General features: G+C 58.1%; 24 protein-coding genes and 1 tRNA gene. 9 read left to right on the top strand and 16 right to left on the bottom strand.

Features of this window, described 5'->3' with window-relative positions; genetic code table 11:
* Positions 1–34 precede the first annotated feature (34 nt).
* Positions 35–568 carry an outer membrane lipoprotein Blc gene (blc, locus tag AC6BYQ_RS26625; protein WP_498057811.1) on the top strand — a complete coding sequence of 178 codons (534 nt, stop codon included), beginning with the start codon at positions 35–37 and terminating at the stop codon, positions 566–568.
* On the opposite strand, the gene sugE is transcribed toward blc, so the two are convergent.
* From sugE to efp, 4 genes are all read right to left on the bottom strand, one after another.
* On the bottom strand, positions 562–879 hold the full coding sequence (gene sugE, locus AC6BYQ_RS26620) for a quaternary ammonium compound efflux SMR transporter SugE (protein WP_019453398.1): 318 nt from the start codon (positions 877–879) through the stop codon (positions 562–564). The genes blc and sugE overlap by 7 nt on opposite strands.
* A gap of 190 nt (positions 880–1,069) precedes the next feature.
* The gene (locus AC6BYQ_RS26615; RefSeq protein ID WP_019453399.1) at positions 1,070–1,201 is read right to left on the bottom strand and encodes an entericidin A/B family lipoprotein; all 132 of its coding nucleotides are present in this window, start codon (positions 1,199–1,201) and stop codon (positions 1,070–1,072) included.
* Between the two features lie 120 nt (positions 1,202–1,321).
* Positions 1,322–1,453, bottom strand: coding sequence for an entericidin A/B family lipoprotein (locus tag AC6BYQ_RS26610; RefSeq protein WP_019453400.1), 132 nt, complete (start codon positions 1,451–1,453; stop codon positions 1,322–1,324).
* A 70-nt stretch (positions 1,454–1,523) separates the two neighbouring features.
* Positions 1,524–2,090, bottom strand: a complete 567-nt coding sequence (gene efp / locus AC6BYQ_RS26605) for an elongation factor P (RefSeq protein WP_019453401.1) — start codon at positions 2,088–2,090, stop codon at positions 1,524–1,526.
* Positions 2,091–2,132: 42 nt separating this feature from the next.
* On the opposite strand from efp, the gene epmB reads away from it, so the two are divergent.
* Entirely contained in the window at positions 2,133–3,161 is a 1,029-nt protein-coding gene (epmB, locus tag AC6BYQ_RS26600) for an EF-P beta-lysylation protein EpmB (RefSeq protein ID WP_025159577.1), read from the top strand.
* Positions 3,162–3,244: 83 nt separating this feature from the next.
* On the opposite strand, the gene AC6BYQ_RS26595 is transcribed toward epmB, so the two are convergent.
* The 5 genes from AC6BYQ_RS26595 to AC6BYQ_RS26575 all read right to left on the bottom strand — a co-directional run bounded on the left by AC6BYQ_RS26595 (position 3,245) and on the right by AC6BYQ_RS26575 (position 8,406).
* Entirely contained in the window at positions 3,245–3,589 is a 345-nt protein-coding gene (locus AC6BYQ_RS26595; protein ID WP_025159576.1) for a DUF4156 domain-containing protein, read from the bottom strand.
* A 303-nt stretch (positions 3,590–3,892) separates the two neighbouring features.
* Positions 3,893–5,518 (bottom strand): methyl-accepting chemotaxis protein, encoded by a 1,626-nt coding sequence (locus tag AC6BYQ_RS26590; protein ID WP_498057810.1) that lies wholly within the window; start codon positions 5,516–5,518, stop codon positions 3,893–3,895.
* Positions 5,519–5,743: 225 nt separating this feature from the next.
* Complete coding sequence (groL, locus tag AC6BYQ_RS26585) at positions 5,744–7,390, bottom strand: chaperonin GroEL (protein ID WP_004929662.1); 1,647 nt, start codon at positions 7,388–7,390, stop codon at positions 5,744–5,746.
* Positions 7,391–7,434: 44 nt separating this feature from the next.
* Entirely contained in the window at positions 7,435–7,728 is a 294-nt protein-coding gene (locus tag AC6BYQ_RS26580) for a co-chaperone GroES (RefSeq protein WP_004952634.1), read from the bottom strand.
* Positions 7,729–7,917: 189 nt separating this feature from the next.
* A complete protein-coding gene (locus AC6BYQ_RS26575; RefSeq protein WP_019453406.1) occupies positions 7,918–8,406 on the bottom strand; it encodes an FxsA family protein in 489 nt (162 codons plus the stop codon).
* Positions 8,407–8,779: 373 nt separating this feature from the next.
* Between AC6BYQ_RS26575 and aspA the strand changes: the two genes are divergently transcribed.
* The 6 genes from aspA to AC6BYQ_RS26545 all read left to right on the top strand — a co-directional run bounded on the left by aspA (position 8,780) and on the right by AC6BYQ_RS26545 (position 14,745).
* On the top strand, positions 8,780–10,216 hold the full coding sequence (aspA, locus tag AC6BYQ_RS26570; protein ID WP_004929659.1) for an aspartate ammonia-lyase: 1,437 nt from the start codon (positions 8,780–8,782) through the stop codon (positions 10,214–10,216).
* Between the two features lie 249 nt (positions 10,217–10,465).
* Positions 10,466–11,767, top strand: a complete 1,302-nt coding sequence (locus AC6BYQ_RS26565) for an anaerobic C4-dicarboxylate transporter (protein WP_033654882.1) — start codon at positions 10,466–10,468, stop codon at positions 11,765–11,767.
* A gap of 109 nt (positions 11,768–11,876) precedes the next feature.
* Complete coding sequence (gene cutA, locus AC6BYQ_RS26560; protein WP_015376376.1) at positions 11,877–12,200, top strand: divalent cation tolerance protein CutA; 324 nt, start codon at positions 11,877–11,879, stop codon at positions 12,198–12,200.
* The gene (locus AC6BYQ_RS26555; protein WP_019453409.1) at positions 12,176–13,894 is read left to right on the top strand and encodes a protein-disulfide reductase DsbD; all 1,719 of its coding nucleotides are present in this window, start codon (positions 12,176–12,178) and stop codon (positions 13,892–13,894) included. The genes cutA and AC6BYQ_RS26555 overlap by 25 nt, the downstream gene beginning before the upstream one ends.
* A 39-nt stretch (positions 13,895–13,933) precedes the next feature.
* Entirely contained in the window at positions 13,934–14,509 is a 576-nt protein-coding gene (dicD, locus tag AC6BYQ_RS26550) for a division control transcriptional repressor DicD (protein WP_015376374.1), read from the top strand.
* Between the two features lie 160 nt (positions 14,510–14,669).
* Positions 14,670–14,745, top strand: a tRNA-Phe gene (locus tag AC6BYQ_RS26545).
* 552 nt (positions 14,746–15,297) lie between these two features.
* Here the strand turns inward: AC6BYQ_RS26545 and AC6BYQ_RS26540 are convergent.
* The 5 genes from AC6BYQ_RS26540 to AC6BYQ_RS26520 all read right to left on the bottom strand — a co-directional run bounded on the left by AC6BYQ_RS26540 (position 15,298) and on the right by AC6BYQ_RS26520 (position 19,084).
* Positions 15,298–15,720 (bottom strand): hypothetical protein, encoded by a 423-nt coding sequence (locus AC6BYQ_RS26540; protein ID WP_432525696.1) that lies wholly within the window; start codon positions 15,718–15,720, stop codon positions 15,298–15,300.
* A 119-nt stretch (positions 15,721–15,839) separates the two neighbouring features.
* Entirely contained in the window at positions 15,840–16,346 is a 507-nt protein-coding gene (locus tag AC6BYQ_RS26535) for a YbaK/prolyl-tRNA synthetase associated domain-containing protein (protein WP_498057809.1), read from the bottom strand.
* Between the two features lie 26 nt (positions 16,347–16,372).
* Entirely contained in the window at positions 16,373–17,344 is a 972-nt protein-coding gene (locus tag AC6BYQ_RS26530) for a threo-3-hydroxy-L-aspartate ammonia-lyase (RefSeq protein WP_154747855.1), read from the bottom strand.
* Between the two features lie 21 nt (positions 17,345–17,365).
* On the bottom strand, positions 17,366–17,755 hold the full coding sequence (locus tag AC6BYQ_RS26525) for a RidA family protein (protein WP_498057808.1): 390 nt from the start codon (positions 17,753–17,755) through the stop codon (positions 17,366–17,368).
* A 54-nt stretch (positions 17,756–17,809) separates the two neighbouring features.
* Positions 17,810–19,084: a cation:dicarboxylate symporter family transporter gene (locus AC6BYQ_RS26520; RefSeq protein WP_498057807.1), complete on the bottom strand. Its 1,275-nt coding sequence runs from the start codon at positions 19,082–19,084 to the stop codon at positions 17,810–17,812.
* A gap of 310 nt (positions 19,085–19,394) precedes the next feature.
* Between AC6BYQ_RS26520 and AC6BYQ_RS26515 the strand changes: the two genes are divergently transcribed.
* Positions 19,395–20,021, top strand: coding sequence for a helix-turn-helix transcriptional regulator (locus AC6BYQ_RS26515; RefSeq protein WP_019453414.1), 627 nt, complete (start codon positions 19,395–19,397; stop codon positions 20,019–20,021).
* 85 nt (positions 20,022–20,106) lie between these two features.
* On the opposite strand, the gene AC6BYQ_RS26510 is transcribed toward AC6BYQ_RS26515, so the two are convergent.
* Both AC6BYQ_RS26510 and AC6BYQ_RS26505 read right to left on the bottom strand, forming a co-directional pair.
* Entirely contained in the window at positions 20,107–20,394 is a 288-nt protein-coding gene (locus AC6BYQ_RS26510) for a hypothetical protein (RefSeq protein WP_498057806.1), read from the bottom strand.
* 875 nt (positions 20,395–21,269) lie between these two features.
* Positions 21,270–21,502, bottom strand: a 233-nt coding sequence (locus tag AC6BYQ_RS26505; protein WP_498057805.1) for a response regulator transcription factor, incomplete at its 5' end; no start/stop codon positions are given.

Raw genomic sequence — 21,502 nt, 5'->3', positions numbered from 1 at the left:
CTGTCTACTCGCCCCCGGTAAACAGGAGCCACCGATGCGTTTATGGTCAAAGCTTAACGTCATGCTTTCCGCCCTGCTCTCCGTCGCTTGCAGCGTCTCCCCGCCCAAAGACATCAAGGTCGTGAACAATTTCGACAGCCAGCGCTATCTCGGCACCTGGTACGAAATCGCGCGTCTGGATCATCGTTTTGAACGCGGTTTGCAGCAGGTGACCGCCCACTACAGCCCACGCGCCGACGGCGGGCTGAAAGTCATCAATCGCGGCTTCAATCCGCAGAAACAGCAATGGCAAGAAAGCGAAGGCAAAGCCTACTTTATCGGTTCACCGCAGGTCGCGGCGCTGAAAGTGTCGTTCTTCGGCCCCTTCTACGGCGGCTATAACGTGATTGCCCTGGACCCGGACTACCGCTACGCGCTGGTTTGCGGCCCTAACCGCGACTATCTGTGGATCCTGTCGCGCACCCCGACGCTTGACGCCAACGCACGCGACAGCTTATTACAGACGGCCAAGGGCTACGGTTTCGCCACCGATGCGCTGATCTGGGTGCAACAGTCCGCCGATCAGTGACTGCTGAACTTCAGCCCGAGGATGCCGACCACAATCAGGCACAGACTGATGATGCGCGCGATATTGGTCGACTCGCCCAACAGCACCATGCCCATGATCGCCGCGCCCACCGCGCCGATGCCGGTCCACACCGCATAAGCGGTGCCGGCGGGCAGCGTTTTCATGGCGTTGGCCAACAGCAACATGCTGACCACCATCGCGGCGATGGTGATGATGCTCGGCGTCAATCGGGTAAAACCGTGGGTATATTTCAGACCGATAGCCCAAACCACTTCGAGCAAACCGGCGACAAGCAGAATAATCCAGGCCATGAGACGGCCTCCCTACCACTGGGGTCGTCCCCGATGAAATGACGCGTAAACGGGTCGTCCCGTTCAGCCAGGTGATGAACGGCGGGCAACCTCGCCCGCACCGCGGCAGCATAGCAACAGCGCAAACAGATAGGCAAGGACAAGTAGTGCGGCGGCCTCCGCTGGCGAAGCGCCGCCGGATGAGGACGGATTATTCCGCGCTGCGCTGAATGGCCTTGCCGCCGGCCTGAATGTCTTCACCCACGCCGCGGGTGGTATTGCAGGCGGTCAGCGAGGCCAAAATCATCAAAGAGAAGATCGCGATAATACTTTTCTTCAGCATAAGAAAGTCCTTATTTGTCGTTGATGAAAAAGTACGGCTTTCTAAGCGTAGTAAAAATTGACGGAAGGCGTGGGATCGCAACCGGCTTTGTAGCGAAAATACATCGATTTAAAGGCGGGTTCAGCTGGCCGTGCGGGAGATGGCACCGCCGAGATGCTGAACGTCTTCGCCGAAACCGCGAAACGTATTGCAACCGCTAAGGGAGAAAAGGAACAACAGGGAGAGCACGGCCAACAGCGTTTTCTTGAACATGCGGATTTTCTGCCAACGAACGGGGAAGGGATAAAGCAGAGGAACCGCTGGGGTTCCTCTGTTTTGAAACTTACTTAACGCGAGAGACGTATTCGCCAGAGCGAGTGTCAACTTTGATCACTTCGCCGATCTGGACGAACAACGGCACTTTAACCACGGCGCCGGTGCTCAGGGTAGCCGGCTTGCCGCCAGTCCCTGCGGTATCGCCTTTCAGGCCAGGATCGGTCTCGGTGATTTCCGCTTCGATGAAGTTCGGCGGCTGAACGGCGATTGGACGGCCATCCCACAGGGTGATGATGCACTCTGCGTTATCCTGCAGCCATTTGGCCGCGTCGCCGACGGTTTTGCCGTCAACCTGATGCTGTTCGAAAGACTCAGGGTGCATGAAGTGGTAGAACTCACCGTCGCTGTACAGGTAGTTCATGTTGGTGTCCATCACGTCCGCGCCTTCGCAAGAATCGGTAGACTTGAAGGTTTTTTCCACGCGGGTGCCGGTCAGCAGACGGCGCATTTTCACGCGCGCGAACGCCTGGCCTTTGCCCGGCTTAACGAACTCACTGGCTTCGACGGCGTAAGGTTCGCCCTCGAACATGATTTTAAGACCCGGACGGAAATCGTTGCTAGAATAAGTCGCCATGATGGCCCTCTGAATATTTGAACTGGTAGCTTAGCCAAAAAAATGGCACACATTATAACCCAAAGTACGGCACATAGAGAAGATTGGTTGCATCAACTCGCCGATGTTATTACCGATCCTGATGAATTACTGCAGCTTTTGTCACTGAATACGCACCCGGAACTGCCGCAGGGGCGCGATGCCCGTCGGCTGTTTGCCCTGCGCGTGCCGCGCGCCTTCGCTGCGCGCATGCGCCCCGGGGACGCCAACGACCCGCTGCTGCGCCAGGTGCTGACCGCCAGAGAGGAGTTCATCAACGCCCCAGGGTTCACCACCGATCCGCTGGATGAGCAGCGCAGCGTGGTGCCGGGCCTGCTGCACAAATACCGCAATCGCGCGTTGCTGCTGGTCAAGGGCGGCTGTGCGGTCAACTGCCGTTACTGCTTCCGCCGCCACTTCCCCTATCAGGACAACCAGGGCAATAAGAACAACTGGCGGCAGGCGCTGGATTATATCCGCCAACACCCGGAACTGGACGAGATCATTTTTTCCGGCGGCGATCCGCTGATGGCCAAAGACAGCGAGCTGGAGTGGCTGGTCGGCGAACTGGAGACCATCCCGCACCTGAAACGCCTGCGCATTCACACCCGTTTGCCGGTGGTGATCCCGGCGCGCATTACGCCGGCGCTGTGCCGCCTGCTGTCGGCCTCGCGCCTGCAGGTGCTGATGGTCACGCACATCAACCACGCCAACGAAATTGACCGCGAGCTGCAGAGCGCCATGGCCCAGCTGCGCCTCGCCGGTGTCACGCTGCTCAATCAAAGCGTGCTGCTGCGCGATGTCAACGATGACGCCGATACGCTGGCGGCGCTCAGCAACGCGCTGTTCGACGCCGGCATCCTGCCCTATTACATCCACGTGCTGGACAAAGTGCAGGGCGCGGCGCACTTCATGGTCAGCGACGATGAAGCGCGCGCCATCATGCAGGCGCTGCTGAGCAAGGTGTCCGGTTATCTGGTGCCGCGCCTGACGCGTGAGGTGGGCGGCGAACCAAGCAAAACGCCGATCGACCTGCGTCTGATGCAGGAGTGAGGCGCGTCAAACGCCCCAACGAAAAGAGGAATGCCGTGGCATTCCTCTTTTTTTATCTCTCTGCGGCGATTGGCCTCAGCGCCTTACGGGCACTTGTAAACCTGGCCGACCATTTTGCTGTCCAACGGCGCGAAGCTGGAGAGCAGATTCTGGCTTGGGCTGTTGGCGCCGTAAATGACGTTGCCGCCCATCTCCGCAGCCTTGTTGCGCAGATCGTTGGCCGCACCGCGCATGGAGCTGCCTTCACCGCCGTTGCCGGACAGCCAGTTGCTCTGGGTGCCGGTCACTTCACCCAGCAGCTGGCATTCCGCCGCCGGCTTGCTGTCGGTGAACTTGATCTGCTGACCCGCAGCGGTCAGTTCATGAGTGGTGCTGCAACCCGCCAGCAGCATCGCTGCCGAAAGACCCAGTAAGGCTTTAATCCGCATCTTGTTCCCCATTCGATGTTGAGAATTACGCAAAATCTTATCCCCGTCGCCTTTCAAGCTGTAGCGTTGTTGACTGCACTCGCTCACCCCAGTTACTTACTCAAGTAAGCGCCTGGGGACTCACGAGCTGGCCGCCTAGCTACAACTTGAAACTCATAGGGTATATCAGAAAGCGATGCCATCTCTTAAGCATCCGTTGCCACGCTAGCGGGCCAACGTCTTGAGCGACAGCTGATAACTAACCAGTCTACCAGCTAAATCGCCCCGGGCGGCAAAAATATCATCAAATACAGTGCGGCGGCGTTATGCCCAACCGGCAGCGGCCGCTGATGCCTGAGCCTCCACTTCGCCCTGACGCGGTTCCTCCTCCGCCAGTTGGAATACCGCCACCGCCTGCGCCAGCAGCGCCGCCTGCTCCTCCACGCCGACGGCGGTGGTCGCCACCTCCTCCACCAGCGCGGCGTTCTGCTGGGTCACCTGATCCATCTGGGTCACCGCCACCCCGACCTGCTCAACGCCCTTGCTTTGCTCTTGCGACGCGTACGAGATGTTATCCATCAGCGACATCACCTGATTCACCGAACCGGCGATGGCATTCATCGTTTCGCCCGCCTGTTCCACCAGCCGCACGCCGGCGGCGATATCGCCGGTCACGCCGTCTACCAGGCCGCTGATCTCCTTGGCCGAAGTCGCGCAGCGCTGCGCCAGGTTGCGCACCTCGCCGGCCACCACCGCAAAACCCCGCCCCTGCTCACCGGCGCGCGCGGCCTCCACGGCGGCGTTCAACGCCAGGATATTGGTCTGGAAGGCGATGCCGTCGATCACGCTGGTGATGTCCCCCACCTGACGCGCGCTGTCGTTGATCGCCCGCATTTTGTCGACCGCGCTGGCCATCATCGTTTCGCCGTTGCGGGCGATGTCGGCGGTTTGGCTGACCATCCCGGCGGCCTGGTTGGCGTTATCGGCGTTTTGCCGCACCGTGGCGGTGATCTGTTCCATGCTGGCAGCGGTTTCCGTCAGCGCGCTGGCCTGCTCTTCGGTGCGGCTGGAGAGATCGGCGTTGCCGACGGCGATCTCATGCGTGCCGTGGTTGATCGACTCCACGCCGTCACGCACCTGCTGCACGGTGGCGCTCAGCTCCTGCTGCATCGCCTGCAGGCTGGCGAACAACATGCCAATCTCATCGTTGCTGCGCGCCACGATCTTGCTGCGCAGATCGCCGCGCCCAACCTTTTGCAAGTGTTCGGCAATCTGGCGTAGCGGCAGGATCAGACGCCGACGGAAGTCGCGCTGTACGGCGACCAGCAGCAGCAGGATCGCCGCCAGGGTACCGCTCAGCAGGCGGGCGAACACTTTCTGAGTCTGTTCCGCCTCCTCCACCGCCAGACGGTGGGCGGCGACCGTCGCCCGCATATAGTCGGCAAACTGGCTGTCCAACCGTTGGCGCACCTGACGCTTCTCGGCCGCCATGGCGTGCAGCCGCTCGATCAATGCCACCTGCGGCGTGTCGGCCAGCAGCGTCAACTCTTGCTTCAGCACCGCCTGCTGCGCCAGGTAGACCTTTTTCATCGCCTCGCCCAGCTCCGGGCGCGATACCGTCAGGCCCGGCGTATCCCAGAACAGGTTGAAAGCGACATCGGCGCCGCGCAGCTCGCCGCGCGCCTCATCAATGCCCTGCTGAATATCGGCTCTGCTGGTCTGCACCATACGCTCGAACGCCATGTTGTCGATCAGCGTCTGCGTTTGCAGCAAAGCGCGCCAACTGCGGTTCAGCGCCGCTTCCTCGTCGGAGAAAGTGCTCATCCTGCCGATGCTGTTGCCGTTTTGCTGCATGAAATAGAAGGCGATGGCGCCGGTTCCCATGGGCATCAAGCCCAGCAGCAACAGCATTAACATCAGCCAGGTGGCTATTTTCATATTTTTCAGCATAAGTCGTCTCCGTTGACAGTCACCCCGGCGGGGGAAAATTCCCCGCCCGGTAGGGGCTATATCGGTACGAAACGACAACGGTTTAGGGTAAAAACAAAATAATGCAATAATTCATTCAGTGAACTAATAACACGCTAAACAAACATTCTTTTTATTGATTTTTAAGATAAAAAAAACCCCGGTCACTTGACCGGGGTTCTCAGCACACAAGCGTGTGGGGGATGATTACATCATGCCGCCCATGCCGCCCATGCCACCCATACCGCCTGCTGCGCCCAGATCCGGTGCGTCAGCCTTCGGCAGGTCGGTGACCATGCATTCGGTGGTGATCATCAGGCCAGCCACGGACGCCGCGTACTGCAGAGCAGAACGGGTGACTTTGGTTGGATCCAGGATGCCCATCGCGATCATGTCGCCGTATTCTTCAGAGTAAGCGTTGTAGCCGTAGCTGCCTTCGCCCGCTTTCACCTGGTTGGCGATAACGGAAGCTTCTTCACCGGCGTTGACCACGATCTGACGCAGAGGGGCTTCCATTGCGCGCAGCGCAACTTTGATACCCACGTTCTGGTCTTCGTTGTCGCCTTTCAGCGCGGCGATTTTGCCTGCAACGCGGATCAGCGCTACGCCGCCGCCTGCAACCACGCCTTCTTCCACTGCGGCGCGGGTCGCGTGCAGGGCGTCTTCAACGCGGGCTTTCTTCTCTTTCATTTCAACTTCAGTGGCTGCGCCAACCTTGATAACGGCAACGCCGCCGGCCAGTTTCGCTACGCGCTCCTGCAGTTTTTCACGATCGTAGTCAGAGGTCGCTTCTTCGATCTGCTGACGGATCTGAGCAACGCGGCCCTGGATGGTCGCTTCGTCGCCCACGCCATCGATGATGATGGTGGTGTCTTTGTTGATGACAACGCGCTTCGCCTGGCCCAGATCTTCCAGGGTGGCTTTTTCCAGCTCCAGACCGATCTCTTCAGAGATAACGGTACCGGCAGTCAGGGTAGCGATGTCCTGCAGCATGGCTTTACGACGGTCGCCGAAGCCAGGCGCCTTAACGGCGGCGACTTTCACGATGCCGCGCATGGTGTTGACCACCAGGGTCGCCAGCGCTTCGCCTTCTACGTCTTCAGCGATGATCAGCAGCGGTTTGCCTGCTTTGGCAACGGCTTCCAGCACCGGCAGCATTTCGCGGATGTTGGAGATCTTCTTGTCAGCCAGCAGGATGAACGGGCTTTCCAGCTCAACAGAACCGGTTTCCGGCTTGTTGATGAAGTATGGGGACAGGTAACCGCGGTCGAACTGCATACCTTCAACCACGTCCAGCTCGTCTTGCAGGCCGGTGCCTTCTTCAACGGTGATAACGCCTTCTTTGCCCACTTTCTCCATCGCTTCCGCGATCAGTTTACCCACGGTTTCGTCGGAGTTGGCGGAGATGGTGCCTACCTGAGCGATAGCTTTGGAATCGGAGCAAGGTACGGACAGTTTTTTCAGTTCTTCAACCGCAGCGACAACCGCTTTGTCGATGCCGCGCTTCAGATCCATCGGGTTCATGCCTGCAGCAACCGCTTTCAGACCTTCGGTGATGATGGATTGAGCCAGTACGGTTGCAGTGGTGGTGCCGTCGCCCGCCGCGTCGTTCGCTTTGGAGGCCACTTCTTTCACCATCTGAGCGCCCATGTTCTCGAACTTGTCTTCCAGTTCGATTTCACGCGCAACGGAAACGCCATCTTTGGTGATGGTTGGTGCGCCGAAAGATTTATCCAGCACTACGTTGCGGCCTTTCGGGCCCAGGGTCACTTTTACTGCATCAGCGAGAACATTCACGCCGCGGAGCATTTTCACGCGAGCGTCATTGCCGAATTTTACGTCTTTAGCTGCCATTGGTATTTCCCTTCAACTCGTTCAGTTCAGAAGATAAAGCGCAATTACGCTTCAACAATTGCCAGAATGTCGCTTTCGGACATGATCAACACTTCTTCATTGTCGATCTTCTCTGCTTTCACGCCGTAGCCGTCGTTGAAAATCACGATATCGCCAACTTTCACATCCAGCGGTTGGATGTTGCCGCTTTCCAGCACACGCCCTTTACCCACTGCAACCACTTCACCGCGAGTGGATTTACCCGCCGCAGAGCCAGTCAGGACGATGCCGCCAGCAGATTTTGATTCAACTTCTTTGCGCTTGACGATAACGCGGTCATGCAATGGACGAATACTCATTGAACGCTCTCCTGTAAGAAGGTCTCTATCAGATTTAGGGTTGTACACCGGATGGTTGTTATTACCGGCCTCGTGGCATTTGAGATGGGGGCGTTCCAGCCCCCTTCAAGGGGGCTAACGAAAAAAATTTCGCATTTTTGGCCGAACGGAGGCTACAGAGATGAAAAACGCGGCCTGGGCCGCGTTTTGTTAACGATCGTGAGGCTTGCGCTCCTCGTCCGGGCGGTGTTCCAGCACCGGGCGTTCGTCGTCCTTGCGCTGGAATTCGCCGTCGAAGGTGTTGCCGTTGGCGGCGTCGCCGCCCGTCCAACCGCCGGGGCGATACACCGACAGATGCGGCATCAGCTTCAGCGTCAACGATTTTTGCACCGGCGGCAGCAGCAGCAGCAGGCCGAGGAAGTCGGTGAAGAAGCCCGGAATCAGCAGCAGGAAGCCCGCCAACACCAGCGAAACGCTTTTCACCATTTCCGCCGCCGGGCTTTCGCCGGCCGCCAGTTTTTGCTGCATCTGCACGAAGGTTTTCATACCCTGATTGCGCACCAACGAAATGCCGACGCAGGAACTGAACACCACCAGCAGCAGGGTGACAGCGACGCCGAGCACGGCGGCGACTTTGATAAAGATCGATATTTCTATGTAAGCCAGCAGAAATATCAGCAGTAGCGGTAACCAGCGCACCTGGTTCTCCTATCGGTAGGTAAAGCGCGGCCGCCACGGGGCGACGGCGCGAAAAAAGAGGCCGTAAACGGCCGACACCACTACAATGGGGACATCACCCTTTCATTTCAACCGAGAGCCGGTTTTTATTGCTAAAGTTCACAAACGTGAAAGAAGTCACAGAACCGGAAAAGGGCATATCCTTAAACACCATAAGGTGATCTGGATTCAGTCATTTCTTACCAACCAGCATATGATCTGGGCAGCAACGGGCGATTTGGTTAATCGTTTCACGCCCCAAGCCTTCGGCAATATTAATTTAGGCTGTGCCCTTTAGCCTTGACCTGACAAATTATTAATTCGGCAGCAACACATAGAGATAGAGAAGGTTCTCATGTCAAACAACATTCGTATCGAAGAAGACCTGTTAGGAACACGTGAAGTCCCCGCAGACGCTTACTACGGAGTTCATACTCTGCGTGCGATTGAAAACTTCTACATCAGCAACAGCAAAATCAGCGATGTCCCCGAGTTCGTTCGCGGCATGGTGATGGTGAAAAAGGCCGCGGCGATGGCCAACAAAGAACTTAAAACCATCCCGCGCAAAATCGCCGACGTGATCATCCAGGCCTGCGACGAGGTGCTGGATAAAGGCAAATGCATGGATCAGTTCCCGGTGGACGTGTTCCAGGGCGGCGCAGGCACCTCGCTGAACATGAACACCAACGAAGTGCTGGCGAACATCGGCCTCGAGCTGATGGGCCACCAAAAAGGCGAATACCAATATCTGAACCCGAACGATCACCTCAATAAATGCCAATCCACCAACGACGCCTACCCGACCGGGTTCCGCATCGCGGTGTACGCCTCCAACCAGAAGCTGATCGACGCCATCAACCAACTGCGCGAAGGCTTCGATCGCAAGGCGAAAGAGTTCGAAACCATCCTGAAGATGGGCCGCACCCAGCTGCAGGACGCGGTGCCGATGACTCTCGGCCAGGAATTCCACGCCTTCAGCGTGCTGCTGAACGAAGAAACCCGCAACCTGCACCGCACCGCGGAGCTGCTGCTGGAAGTGAACCTGGGCGCCACCGCCATCGGCACCGCGCTCAACACCCCGGAAGGCTATCAGCCGCTGGCGGTGCAAAAACTGGCGGAAGTCAGCGGCCTGCCGGTCGTGCCGGCGGAAGACCTGATCGAAGCCACCTCCGACTGCGGCGCCTACGTGATGGTGCACAGCGCGCTCAAACGCCTGGCGGTGAAACTGTCCAAAATCTGTAACGACCTGCGCCTGCTCTCCTCCGGCCCGCGCGCCGGCCTGAACGAAATCAACCTGCCGGAGCTGCAGGCGGGGTCGTCCATCATGCCGGCCAAAGTGAACCCGGTGGTGCCGGAAGTGGTCAATCAGGTGTGTTTCAAGGTGATTGGCAACGACACTTGCGTTACCATGGCGGCCGAAGCGGGCCAGCTGCAGTTGAACGTGATGGAGCCGGTGATCGGCCAGGCGATGTTCGAGTCGATCCACATCCTGACCAACGCGTGCTACAACCTGCTGGAAAAATGCATTAACGGCATCACCGCGAATAAAGAAGTCTGCGAACACTACGTCTTCAACTCGATCGGTATCGTCACCTATCTGAACCCGTTCATTGGCCACCATAACGGTGACATCGTCGGGAAGATCTGCGCCGAAACCGGCAAGAGCGTGCGTGAAGTGGTGCTGGAACGCGGCCTGCTGACCGAAGCCGAGCTGGATGACATCTTCTCCGTGGAGAACCTGATGCACCCGGCCTATAAAGCCAAACGCTATACGGATGAAAATGAACAATAACAGACCTACCCGGTAGCCCTGAAAGGCACGCTAAATCCTCTGGATAGCGTGCCTTTTTACTTTCCGGCGCCCACAAAATTTTAACGTTTTATTTTCAATTTACACCCTAAATCATTGGGACTGCATCAAGGCGGCGAGAGCGCAAGTCCCCAGGAGCTTACTCAAGTAAGTGACTGGGGTCAGTGATCGCAGCCAACACCGATGCAGTTTCAAGGATGACGGGAAATCTCATTTTAAGGAGTAAACACTATGCTAGCCTTGGAATTGGTTATCGTTCTGCTGGCCATCTTTTTAGGGGCCAGGTTGGGCGGTATCGGTATCGGGTTCGCGGGGGGATTGGGCGTTCTGGTCCTGGCGCTGATCGGCGTTAAGCCGGGCAGCATTCCCTTCGACGTGATTTCCATCATCATGGCGGTGATCGCGGCGATCTCCGCCATGCAGGTCGCCGGGGGGATGGACTATCTGGTACAGCAGACCGAAAAGCTGCTGCGCAAGAACCCCAAGCACATCACCATTCTCGCCCCTATCGTCACCTACTTCCTGACCATCTTCGCCGGCACCGGCAACATCTCGCTCTCGGCGCTGCCGGTGATCGCCGAAGTGGCGAAAGAACAGGGCATCAAGCCTTGCCGGCCGCTGTCGACCGCCGTGGTGTCCGCCCAGATCGCCATCACCGCCTCGCCGATCTCCGCCGCGGTGGTGTACATGTCTTCGGTGATGGAAGGCCACGGCGTCAGCTACCTGCACCTGCTGATGGTGGTGATCCCGTCCACCTTCTGCGCCGTGCTGGTGATGTCGCTGCTGGTGACCTGGCTGTTCGACTCCAAGCTGTCTAACGATCCGGTCTATCTGAAACGCCTGGAAGAAGGCCTGATCACCCTGCGCGGCAACAACGCGCTGGAGATCAAACCGCGCGCCAAAGCCTCGGTGCTGCTGTTCCTGCTGGGCGTACTGTGCGTGGTAGCCTACGCCATCATCAACAGCCCGGGCCTGGGCCTGGTGGCCAAGCCGCTGATGAACACCACCAACGCCATCCTGATCATCATGCTGAGCGTCGCCACGCTGACCACCCTGCTGTGCCGCGTCGACACCGACATGGTGCTGAACTCCAGCACCTTCAAGGCCGGCATGAGCGCCTGTATCTGTATCCTCGGCGTCGCCTGGCTGGGCGACACCTTCGTGCAGGCCAACATCGACTGGATCAAAGAGACGGCAGGCAGCGTCATTCAGGCGCACCCGTGGCTGCTGGCGGTGATCTTCTTCTTCTGCTCGGCGCTGCTGTACTCGCAGGCCGCCACCGCCAAGGCGCTGATGCCGATGGCGCTGGCGCTGAACGTGTCGCCGCTGACCGCCGTCGCCTCCTTCGCCGCCGTATCCGGCCTGTTCATCCTGCCGACCTACCCGACGCTGGTCGCCGCGGTGCAGATGGACGATACCGGCACCACGCGCATCGGCCGCTTCGTGTTCAACCATCCGTTCTTCATTCCCGGCACCATGGGCGTGATTTTCGCGGTGGTATTCGGCTTCCTGCTCGGCAGCATCATGCTGTAACGCTTCGACCGGGGCTGCGGCCCCGGTTTTCCTTCTGGAGATAAACTCGCCTTCTAGCCAATCCGCCTTCAGGGTATAGTGCCCATTCGAACCGAAGAGAGGGCTGAAGATGTCTGATTGCGAAGCTGTCGTCATACTCTGTACCGCACCCGATGAAGCCAGCGCCCAGGAACTGGCGGCGCGGGTCTTGGGCGATAAGCTGGCGGCCTGCGCCACGCTGCTGCCCGGCGCCACCTCGCTGTATTACTGGGAAGGGAAGCTGGAACAGGAATACGAGGTGCAGATGCTGTTCAAAAGCGATCGCCGCCGTCAGCAGGCCCTGCTCGACACCCTGAAACAACATCACCCCTACCAGACGCCCGAGCTGCTGGTATTGCCGGTGATGGCCGGAGATAAAGACTACCTGTCATGGATCAACGCTTCATTAAACTGATTTTGCTGCTGTGCAGCCTGTTCTTCCTGCCGCAGGCGGCGCAGGCCTCGCTGTTCGCACCGACGGGCGGCAGCCAGTTCGTGCCCGTCGATCGAGCTTTTGCTTTCGATTTCAAACAGCAAGGCAGCCAGGTGACGCTGAACTGGCAGATCCGCCCCGGCTATTACCTGTATCGTCAGCAGATCAAACTGGTGCCGCAACAGGCGACGCTCGGCGCCTTTACCCTGCCGGAAGGTTTGAGCCACAAGGACGAGTTCTTCGGCGAAGTCGCCATCTTCAAGCAGCAGCTTAATCTGCAGGTGCCGCTGCAACAGGCGGCGGCCAACGCCAGCCTCAGCGTCACCTATCAGGGCTGCGCCGAGGCCGGCTTCTGCTATCCGCCGGAAACCCGGGTGATCCCGTTGGACGCGGTCAGCGCCGCAGCAGCCGCACCGCTTTCGGCCTCTGCACCGGCTGAAGCGCCCGCCGCACCGGCCAGCCTGCCGTTTTCGCCGCTGTGGGCATTGCTGATCGGCATCGGTATCGCCTTCACCCCGTGCGTGCTGCCGATGTACCCGCTGATCTCCGGCATCATTCTCGGCCGCGACCGGCCGCAAAGCAGCGGCCGCATTCTGGCGCTGGCGGTAGTTTACGTACAGGGCATGGCGCTCACCTACACCCTGCTCGGGTTGGTGGTGGCCGCCGCCGGGCTGCAGTTCCAGGCGGCGCTGCAACATCCTTATGTCTTGATCGGCCTGTCGGTGCTGTTCATCGCCCTGGCGCTGTCGATGTTCGGCCTCTATTCCCTGCAGCTGCCTTCCGCACTGCAAACCCGGCTGGCTAACTGGAGCAACACCCAGCGCGGCGGCTCGCTGACCGGCGTATTCCTGATGGGCGCCCTGGCCGGGCTGATTTGCTCGCCCTGCACCACCGCGCCGCTCAGCGCCATCCTGCTGTATATCGCCCAGAGCGGCAATCTGTGGGCCGGCGGCGGCACGCTGTACCTGTACGCGCTGGGGATGGGCATTCCGCTGGTGATCGTCACCCTGTTCGGCAACCGCCTGCTGCCGCGCAGCGGCCCGTGGATGCAGTACGTGAAGGAGGCCTTCGGCTTCGTCATTCTGGCGCTGCCGGTGTTCCTGCTGGAGCGAGTGATCGGCGATCTGTGGGGCATGCGTTTGTGGAGCCTGCTCGGCCTGGCATTCTTCGGTTGGGCCTTCGCCCTGAGCCTGAGAAGCGCGCGCGGCTGGGCTCGCGCCTTGCAACTGCTGCTGCTGGCGGCGGCGGTGATCGCCGCACGGCCGCTGCAAGATTGGGCTTTCGGCGCCGACCAGGCGCAGCAGGCCGCTCAGCCGCACCTGGCCTTTACCCGTATCAACAACGTCGAACAGCTCGATCTGGCGCTGCAACAGGCGCGGGGCAAGCCGGTGATGCTCGATCTGTACGCCGACTGGTGCGTGGCCTGTAAAGAGTTCGAGAAATACACCTTCAGCGATGCGGCGGTACAGGCGAGCCTGGCCAACGCGGTGCTGCTGCAAGCGGACGTGACCGCCAACAGCGCAGAACAGGCTGCGCTGCTGAAGCATCTGCAGGTGTTGGGGCTGCCGACGATCCTGTTCTTCGATCCGGCAGGCCGCGAGCTGACGGCCGAGCGGGTCACCGGCTTTATGAAGGCGGAAGCCTTCAACGCGCATTTGCAGAAAGTGATGCGATAAATAACACTGAGGTTCTGAACCGAAGAGGAGGAAGCACAAGTGCAACGTGAACACGTCCTTGATACCGCGCTGGGCCTGTTGGAACAACAGGGCCTGGCGACCGCCACATTAGAGATGCTGGCGGAAAAACTCGACGTTCAACCCGGCGATCTCAAACGGTTCTGGCCGGATCGCGAAGCGCTGCTGTACGACTGCCTGCGCTACCACGGCCAACAGATCGACACCTGGCGCCGCCAGCTTCTGCTGGACGAAAATCTGAGCCCGCAGCAAAAGCTGCTGGCGCGCTATGACGTGCTGGCGGAATACGTGCAGCAAGACCGCTACCCCGGTTGCCTGTTTATCGCCGCCTGCAGCTTCTTCCCGGAAACGGATCACCCGATCCACCAACTGGCGGAGCAGCAAAAGCTGACTTCGCTGGAGCTGACCCGCGAACTGCTGCGCGACATGGACGCCGACGACGCCGATATGGTGGCGCAGCAAATGGAGCTGATTCAGGAAGGTTGCCTGAGCAAACTGCTGGTAAAACGCCAGCTCCAGGACGTATCGGTCGCCAAACGGCTGGCGGAAGACATCTTGCAGGTGGCGCAATGCCGCCGTAACGGGGCGCTGAGCTGAATCTGCAGGGTCGGCGGCGCAGCCAACCCAAGGCGCTCTCTCTGACAGGCGCATTTTTTGCGCCCTTTGCCTGAAAAGCCAGCAACCGGACGCATTTTAGCGTCTTTCACGCATAAAGCCGTTGACGGCTTTATGCCAATACGGTTTAATGCTGCCCGTTGCCCGGATAGCTCAGTCGGTAGAGCAGGGGATTGAAAATCCCCGTGTCCTTGGTTCGATTCCGAGTCCGGGCACCATATTTAGAGAACCCAGCCTATGGCTGGGTTTTTGCTTTTCAGAGACAGGACTCTCCATCGAACTGCGTTCGATTATTCGGCCAAAGGCCTCACCCTGCGGGCCAGCGCTAAAGCGCTGTTCAACACGGCGCCAGCGCCGGTTGTCCGAGTCCGGGCACCATATTTAGAGAACCCAGCCTATGGCTGGGTTTTTGCTTTTCAGAGACAGGACTCTCCATCGAACTGCGTTCGATTATTCGGCCAAAGGCCTCACCCTGCGGGCCAGCGCTAAAGCGCTGTTCAACACGGCGCCAGCGCCGGTTGTCCGAGTCCGGGCACCATATTTAGAGAACCCAGCCTATGGCTGGGTTTTTGCTTTTCAGAGACAGGACTCTCCATCGAACTGCGTTCGATTATTCGGCCAAAGGCCTCACCCTGCGGGCCAGCGCTAAAGCGCTGTTCAACACGGCGCCAGCGCCGGTTGTCCGAGTCCGGTCGCCCTATTCAGAAGAACCCGCCTATGGCGGGTTTTTCGCTTTCTGGGATACGGACTCTCCATCGAACTGCGTTCGATTATTCGGACTTTCGTTGGCTTGGCGGGATCAGCCCAATCAGCGCCAGTACGCAAGATTTGGCGGCTAATACCAGATTGAGATGCCCGGGGAAAGCGACGTTGATGAACCAAAAGGCCAGGAAGATCGCCAGAGAAACCGGCCAGGCGAGCACGAAGAACCGGGTATCGCATAACCGCTGGGCGCAAAACAGCAGCGTCAGCACGATCGCCAACACGCCGAAAGGAAGATACAGAATCAGCCTCAGGTAAGAGGCGATGACATCGGCGAACGAAACGTTATTGATGACGGAAATCGTCAATTTCTGAAAGAATAATGCGTCGTTGTTATAGAGCTCTAAAAGATTTAACCACGCAAAGCTGAACCCTATCGTTAACGACATCCATACTGCGTATTCTTTGCGGGATAGGGGATTGGTGATCAAACTCAGTCTCTCGTTCAGCCAGCGGTTCCGAACAAAGGATATAGCATAAAAACGCTGAACCGGCGGTAAACGGCAGTTCAGCGTTGTTGTTCAACTCGTCTGAACAGACGCTCTTTTTCTCACTCCGCCATCGTCTCCGTACGCGCGAAATGAATAAACTCAGGCGCCGCAATACGCAGATAATCCTGCGCATTGAGCACTACGGAGCGTTGCAGATCGCCGGCGTTAAACGCAATGTCATCGTAACGCTCAAACAGCTGCGGATCGGCGACCAGTCTGAGCTGCGGGTGGAAGCTGAACGGCGGGATCGCCCCCGGCACGCAGGCCGTCAGGGTCGTGATTTCCGCCGGGCTGACCAACGACGCCTTTTTACCGCCCAACTCGGCCGCCAACCGCTGCAGATCCGCCTGACGGTCCGCCGCCAGCACTGCCAAAATGTAATGCTTGGCTCCGTCGATGCGCGTTTGGCACACCAGTGCCTTGGCGCCCTGCCCCTGTTCGGTGCCGCGCAATGCCGCTACCGCTTCGCAGCGCCCCTCCGCCGGATGTTCTATCACCCGGAATGCGGCCTCTCCGGCGCTCAGCAGCGCCACGACCTGCTCAAATACCGTCTTGTCTGTCACCATGGTTCTCTCTCGTCATCCGCCTGTTTCTATTGACCTGCCAGCAACTCGCCGTAGCGGCGAATGTCGACGTTGCCGCCGCTGATGATCACACCGACACGTTTTCCCCGCAGCATCGATTTCTGCGCGCAGGCGGCGGCGAACCCCAGGCAGCCGGTTGGCTCCACCACCATTTTCATCCGTTCGGCGAAAAAGCGCATGGCGGTAATCAGCTCATCGTCGGTCACCGTCAGAATGTCGTCAACGTCCCGGCGGATAATCGGGAAAGTATGTTGGCCCAGATGCTGCGTCTGTGCGCCATCGGCGAGGGTCTGCGGCGTCTCAATGTGAACGATGCGGCCGGTACGGAATGATTGCTGCCCGTCATTGCCCGCCAAAGGCTCTACGCCATAGACTCGGCAACCCGGCGACAGCCGACGCGCGGCGAGTGCAGAGCCGGCCAGCAACCCGCCGCCGCCCAGGCAAACGAACAGCGCGTCCAGTTCGCCGACCTCGTCGAACAGCTCTTTAGCCGCGGTACCCTGCCCGGCGATCACCTGCGGATGATCGTAAGGCGGGATCAGCGTTAATCCCTGTTGCTGCGCCAGATCCCGGCCGATCTGCTCGCGATCCTCATGATAACGGTTGTACTCCACCACTTTGCCGCCATAGCCACGCGTCGCAGCCACTTTGGCCGCCGGCGCGTCGTGCGGCATGACGATCGTGGCGGGAATGTCGAGCAGCCTGGCGGCCAGCGCGATCGCCTGCGCATGATTACCGGAAGAAAAGGCCACTACCCCGGCCTTGCGCTGCGCCGGAGAAAACTGCAGCAAGGCATTCATCGCACCGCGAAATTTAAAGGCGCCCATCCGCTGCAGGTTCTCGCATTTGAAAAATACGCTGGCGCCGAAATCGTCGTCAACCGTGCGTGAAGTCTGCACCGGCGTGCGGTGAGCATAATCCTTGATGCGTGCGGCGGCGGCGGCCACGTCGTCATAAACGGGTAAAATCAAATCGGTCATAGCGTTACCTGTCAGTAAGGGTTAAAGGGCGGACAACGCGACAGCTTCCACTTCCACGGCGGCGCCATAATGCAGCTGCGATACGCCGGCCACCGCGCGCGCGGGGCGAAACTCGCCGATCCATTCGGCATACAGCGCATTGAAGGTCGGCCACAAATCGATATCCGTCAGATAGACGCGCACCTGAACCAGCTGCGCGCGGCCGACGCCGGCCCCTGCCAGGCAGGCATCCAGATTGTCGAGCACCTGGCGGACTTGCCGCGCGAAAGATTCGCCGGCAAGACTCTCACCGGAAAAGGCGATCGGCAATTGGCCAGAGATATAGACCGTCCCATTGGCCGTGCAACTGGGTGAGTAATGACCGGCGGGAGGAAAGCTGCCGGAGCCGTTGTAAACCACATCATGCTTCATATTTAATCCTTGCACAGGTTCGAAAAGCCCTGCGGCAACCGCGCAGGGCGGCATTCAGACGGGTTTGCGCACGGCCGCTTCAGGCAGCCTCGCCTGAAAACCCACACGCTCTTTCTGCCAGTAAGAAATCGCCATGGTCGCCACGCCGTTGCCGGCCACGTTAGTCAACGTACGCATGGTATCCATCAAGCGATCCACGCCAAGAATCAGCGCCAGCCCCTCCATCGGTATCTCTGGAAACATCAACAGCGAAGCGGACAGCGTGACGAAAGCGCCGCCCGTCACGCCGGCTACGCCTTTCGAGGTCAGCAGAAACACCATCAATAGACCGGCCTGTTGCGCCAGGCTCAGCTCCAAACCGGCGGCCTGAGCGATAAACAGCGCCGCTAACGTCATGTAGATTGAAGAGCCGTCCAGATTCAAGGAGTAACCGGTCGGCACGACAAAACCGACGGTGGCTTTACTGCAGCCGGCCACTTCAAGTTTTTTCATCAGGCCCGGCAAGGCGGCTTCCGATGAGGTGGTGGTAAAGGCGATGATCAGCTCTTCCCTGATGAGTTTTAAAAAACCGAACAGGCTAAAACGGGTCAACCAGGCCACCACGGAAAACACCACCACAATGAGGAACAGACACCCCAGATAGACCAGCCCCACCAATTTCATCACCGGCATCAGCGCGCCAATGCCGTATTTGCCCAGCATGAACGCCGCCGCGCCAAATACGCCAACGGGCGCCAGTTTGAGGATGATATTGACCACTTTGAAGGTGGCTTCGGTAAGCAGATTCACCAAATCAACCACCGGCTTGCCTTTATCGCCCATTGCGTACAGCGCATAGCCAAACAGCAGAGCCACCAACAAGATTTGCAGCATGATGCCGCTGGCCAACGCATCAACCACCGTTTTCGGGATGATGCTCATCACGAAATCCACGCCTTGCAGGGGCTCCGCCGGTTTAAGCACCGTGGCGGCATCAGCATGCAAGGCCAGCCCCTTGCCCGGCTCAAACAGATTGCCTATCACCAGGCCAATCAGCAGTGCCAACGTGCTGACCGCTTCGAAATAACAGACCGAGATCATGCCCAGGCGACCAACGCCGGCACCGCGTTTAACCTGCGCAAAACCAGCCACCACGGTGAGAAACACAATCAGGCCGGCCACCATTTTGATCAGCTTGACGAAGGCCGCCGCCAGCGGATTGAGCTGAGCGCCAATTTGCGGCCACAGCACTCCCAGCGCGCCACCGGCCGCCAGCCCTACCACCAACTGAAAGGTCAGCGTGGAGTAAAAAGGTTTTCGTGCAGAACCGACGACTGAAGTTGCAGACATTATTGTTCTCCATGCCCTTGCGGGCCGTTGAAGCTAGCGCTGAAAAACCCCGGTGTGTGCGATACGGCTTTTAACGCACGAACATTGTCATACTCAAAACAAATAATCTAAAATTAGAAAATAAGTCCAACAATGATGTTATATACCTGCGCGACAGTCAAATGCCAATCGGGAAGTGCAGAATTGGGAGCAGGATCATTTTTAGTGTCGCCAGGCGCCAGATGAAAACCGCCGTGCGCTGCACTTGTGGTATGTTCTTCATCTGGCTCGAAATGAGCCAACGCCGCCAAGAGAGTGATCGGAGTGCCCTATGCCTGAAGTGCCGGAAAATTTGCTGTTATCCCAGTTAAACGTGATTGCCGAGGGGCTGAGTGCCACCTTCGCGCCGTTTTGCGAAGTGGTGGTTCACGATCTGCAAAATCCCGAACACGCCATTTTGGCGATCCACAACAACCTGTCCGGACGAGAAGTCGGCCAAGCGGCGACGGAACTTGGCCTGGCTCGCATCGCTTCGGCGGAGTTTCCCAGCGTGATCGCCAACTACGGCAACCAGTTCGCCGATGGTCGCCCGGCAAAAAGCACCTCGATCGGCATCAAGAATGCGCAGGGCGACTACGTCGCCGCACTCTGTTTGAACGTTGATATGACACTGTTCCGCGGCATGCAAAGCGCGCTGGCGCAGTTCACGCAAACGGCGGCCGGCGCGGTGACGGAACACCTTGAGCCCAGCGGCGCGGAGGCCATCCGCAACCGTATCGATCGCTTCGCCGCACGCCACGCTACCACGCCGCGCGCGCTGAAAACGCCGGACAGAAAGCGGTTGATTCAAGAACTGAGGGAGCAAGGTCTGCTCGAGGTGAAAAAGGCGATGGAAATCGTGGCGCAGCACCTCGGCGTTTCCCGCGCTTCGGTGTATCTCTATGCGAAAGAAGAGTGAAAAGGCGGCGCCTTTCAGCCCCTCTTGCGTTACCCAGATATTATTAATACAAAACCCGCCAGTACGGCGAGTTTAGACTTATGCCTCACTGGCAAATCGAGGCGTATTTCTTCATAAACGGGCTGGCGCAAATTGATGCATAGATATCTTTTTGCAGCTGGCTGGCAGTAGACGCCGGTTTTTGCGCACCGCCGATGTTGACGCCGGTACCGTTGTTGCCGCTGGTGCTGCCGTTAATGCTCACGTCAACGGACATGTTGCCGCCGCTGCCGGTATTGCCATTAATACCACCTTCAATCACCAGGCCTGCCTGAGCCAGCGGCGAACACATCAGCAGTGCGCAGCCCAGTAATGCTATTTTTCTTCTCATCATGCCCTTCCTTTTTATTGAATTACCGAGTTTGTATTTATTTCCCAGTACAACACAACCTATACCGATTCCCTGCTGCGGCTAATGTCCTCTCTTACCTCCCGCCAGCCGTCTTTTCCTCATGCGCCGTTCATGTTTGAAAAACGCATACAGACTCAGAAAAAACAGAAGTATCGCCAGATAAAAAAGACTCATCTTACCTTCCTTGGGTACATCCTGACATCACGCCCAACACAACATTCGCGCAATCAATAATTATTTAAGAACTCATAGACCACAGCCAACCAGGAGCCAAATGGCAACGATGAGCTCCTGCTATTCGATAAGCAACCATTGGTAGTCCTATGGCTTTATTTCACATAAGGCAGCATAAGAATCTATGATTTCAAAATCAGCATTCACGCCACTGATAATTAATAAGATGTACAGACATGGGAATTACACAGGCATGAATAATAACAAAAACAGAAAAGTATAATATCCCTCATAAATGTTAAGAATACTCTCCCTTCGTGGGCAGCAGCCAATCAATGAATTCATAATACCGGTTTGACATTAACAGCTCCGTGACCAAGTTAATGGCCGTGAATCATCTTGATGCTTAACCCCAACAGTCTGACGGTTTGCGGTTGATCGAACCCGCAGTGGAGGCCATTCCCCCTGTCGTTCGCGATGGGGTAAAGCCCGACGCCTTACGGGCGCTGAGCGCTCGGCGCCCGATTTTGCAGCAAATGCAGCCCACGTTTTTTTGCGCGTCTTTTACTTATGTGGGTATTCAATCGGTTTTTACTCATGGCTTTATAGTGCATAAAGAACGAGAACAGGCTCAGAAAAAACAATAAAACAGCCAAAAAAAACAAGATCACCCGCATTCCCTTTCACAGTTCGTTACGGCGCAAAATAAGCCAGTTGTAGAGTTCGATCTTGCGGTTAAAGCCGAATTTCTTCATGACCGCCCCCCGGTGCGCACTCACGGTTTTAACGCTGATATTCAGCCGCACTGAAATATCCGCCGGGCTGACGCCTTTGGAAAACAGCCGCATGATCTGCCGCTGCCGCACCGTCAGCGTCTCTTCCTCGAACAGTACCGCCTTATCTGAACCAGATGTTT

Source organism: Serratia sp. LTN-2 (assembly GCF_059740205.1).
The sequence above is the reverse complement of the archived record's forward strand: the minus strand, read 5'-3'. Positions and strand labels throughout refer to the sequence as shown.

Excerpts from the sequence above, each read along its gene's own strand:
- blc (WP_498057811.1), top strand. The coding sequence starts at position 35 with ATGCGTTTATGGTCAAAGCTTAACGTCATGCTTTCCGCCCTGCTCTCC.
- sugE (WP_019453398.1), bottom strand. The coding sequence starts at position 879 with ATGGCCTGGATTATTCTGCTTGTCGCCGGTTTGCTCGAAGTGGTTTGG.
- AC6BYQ_RS26615 (WP_019453399.1), bottom strand. The coding sequence starts at position 1,201 with ATGCTGAAGAAAAGTATTATCGCGATCTTCTCTTTGATGATTTTGGCC.
- AC6BYQ_RS26610 (WP_019453400.1), bottom strand. The coding sequence starts at position 1,453 with ATGTTCAAGAAAACGCTGTTGGCCGTGCTCTCCCTGTTGTTCCTTTTC.
- efp (WP_019453401.1), bottom strand. The coding sequence starts at position 2,090 with ATGGCGACTTATTCTAGCAACGATTTCCGTCCGGGTCTTAAAATCATG.
- epmB (WP_025159577.1), top strand. The coding sequence starts at position 2,133 with ATGGCACACATTATAACCCAAAGTACGGCACATAGAGAAGATTGGTTG.
- AC6BYQ_RS26595 (WP_025159576.1), bottom strand. The coding sequence starts at position 3,589 with ATGCGGATTAAAGCCTTACTGGGTCTTTCGGCAGCGATGCTGCTGGCG.
- AC6BYQ_RS26590 (WP_498057810.1), bottom strand. The coding sequence starts at position 5,518 with ATGCTGAAAAATATGAAAATAGCCACCTGGCTGATGTTAATGCTGTTG.
- groL (WP_004929662.1), bottom strand. The coding sequence starts at position 7,390 with ATGGCAGCTAAAGACGTAAAATTCGGCAATGACGCTCGCGTGAAAATG.
- AC6BYQ_RS26580 (WP_004952634.1), bottom strand. The coding sequence starts at position 7,728 with ATGAGTATTCGTCCATTGCATGACCGCGTTATCGTCAAGCGCAAAGAA.
- aspA (WP_004929659.1), top strand. The coding sequence starts at position 8,780 with ATGTCAAACAACATTCGTATCGAAGAAGACCTGTTAGGAACACGTGAA.
- AC6BYQ_RS26565 (WP_033654882.1), top strand. The coding sequence starts at position 10,466 with ATGCTAGCCTTGGAATTGGTTATCGTTCTGCTGGCCATCTTTTTAGGG.
- cutA (WP_015376376.1), top strand. The coding sequence starts at position 11,877 with ATGTCTGATTGCGAAGCTGTCGTCATACTCTGTACCGCACCCGATGAA.
- AC6BYQ_RS26555 (WP_019453409.1), top strand. The coding sequence starts at position 12,176 with ATGGATCAACGCTTCATTAAACTGATTTTGCTGCTGTGCAGCCTGTTC.
- AC6BYQ_RS26535 (WP_498057809.1), bottom strand. The coding sequence starts at position 16,346 with ATGGTGACAGACAAGACGGTATTTGAGCAGGTCGTGGCGCTGCTGAGC.
- AC6BYQ_RS26530 (WP_154747855.1), bottom strand. The coding sequence starts at position 17,344 with ATGACCGATTTGATTTTACCCGTTTATGACGACGTGGCCGCCGCCGCC.
- AC6BYQ_RS26525 (WP_498057808.1), bottom strand. The coding sequence starts at position 17,755 with ATGAAGCATGATGTGGTTTACAACGGCTCCGGCAGCTTTCCTCCCGCC.
- AC6BYQ_RS26520 (WP_498057807.1), bottom strand. The coding sequence starts at position 19,084 with ATGTCTGCAACTTCAGTCGTCGGTTCTGCACGAAAACCTTTTTACTCC.
- AC6BYQ_RS26515 (WP_019453414.1), top strand. The coding sequence starts at position 19,395 with ATGCCTGAAGTGCCGGAAAATTTGCTGTTATCCCAGTTAAACGTGATT.
- AC6BYQ_RS26510 (WP_498057806.1), bottom strand. The coding sequence starts at position 20,394 with ATGATGAGAAGAAAAATAGCATTACTGGGCTGCGCACTGCTGATGTGT.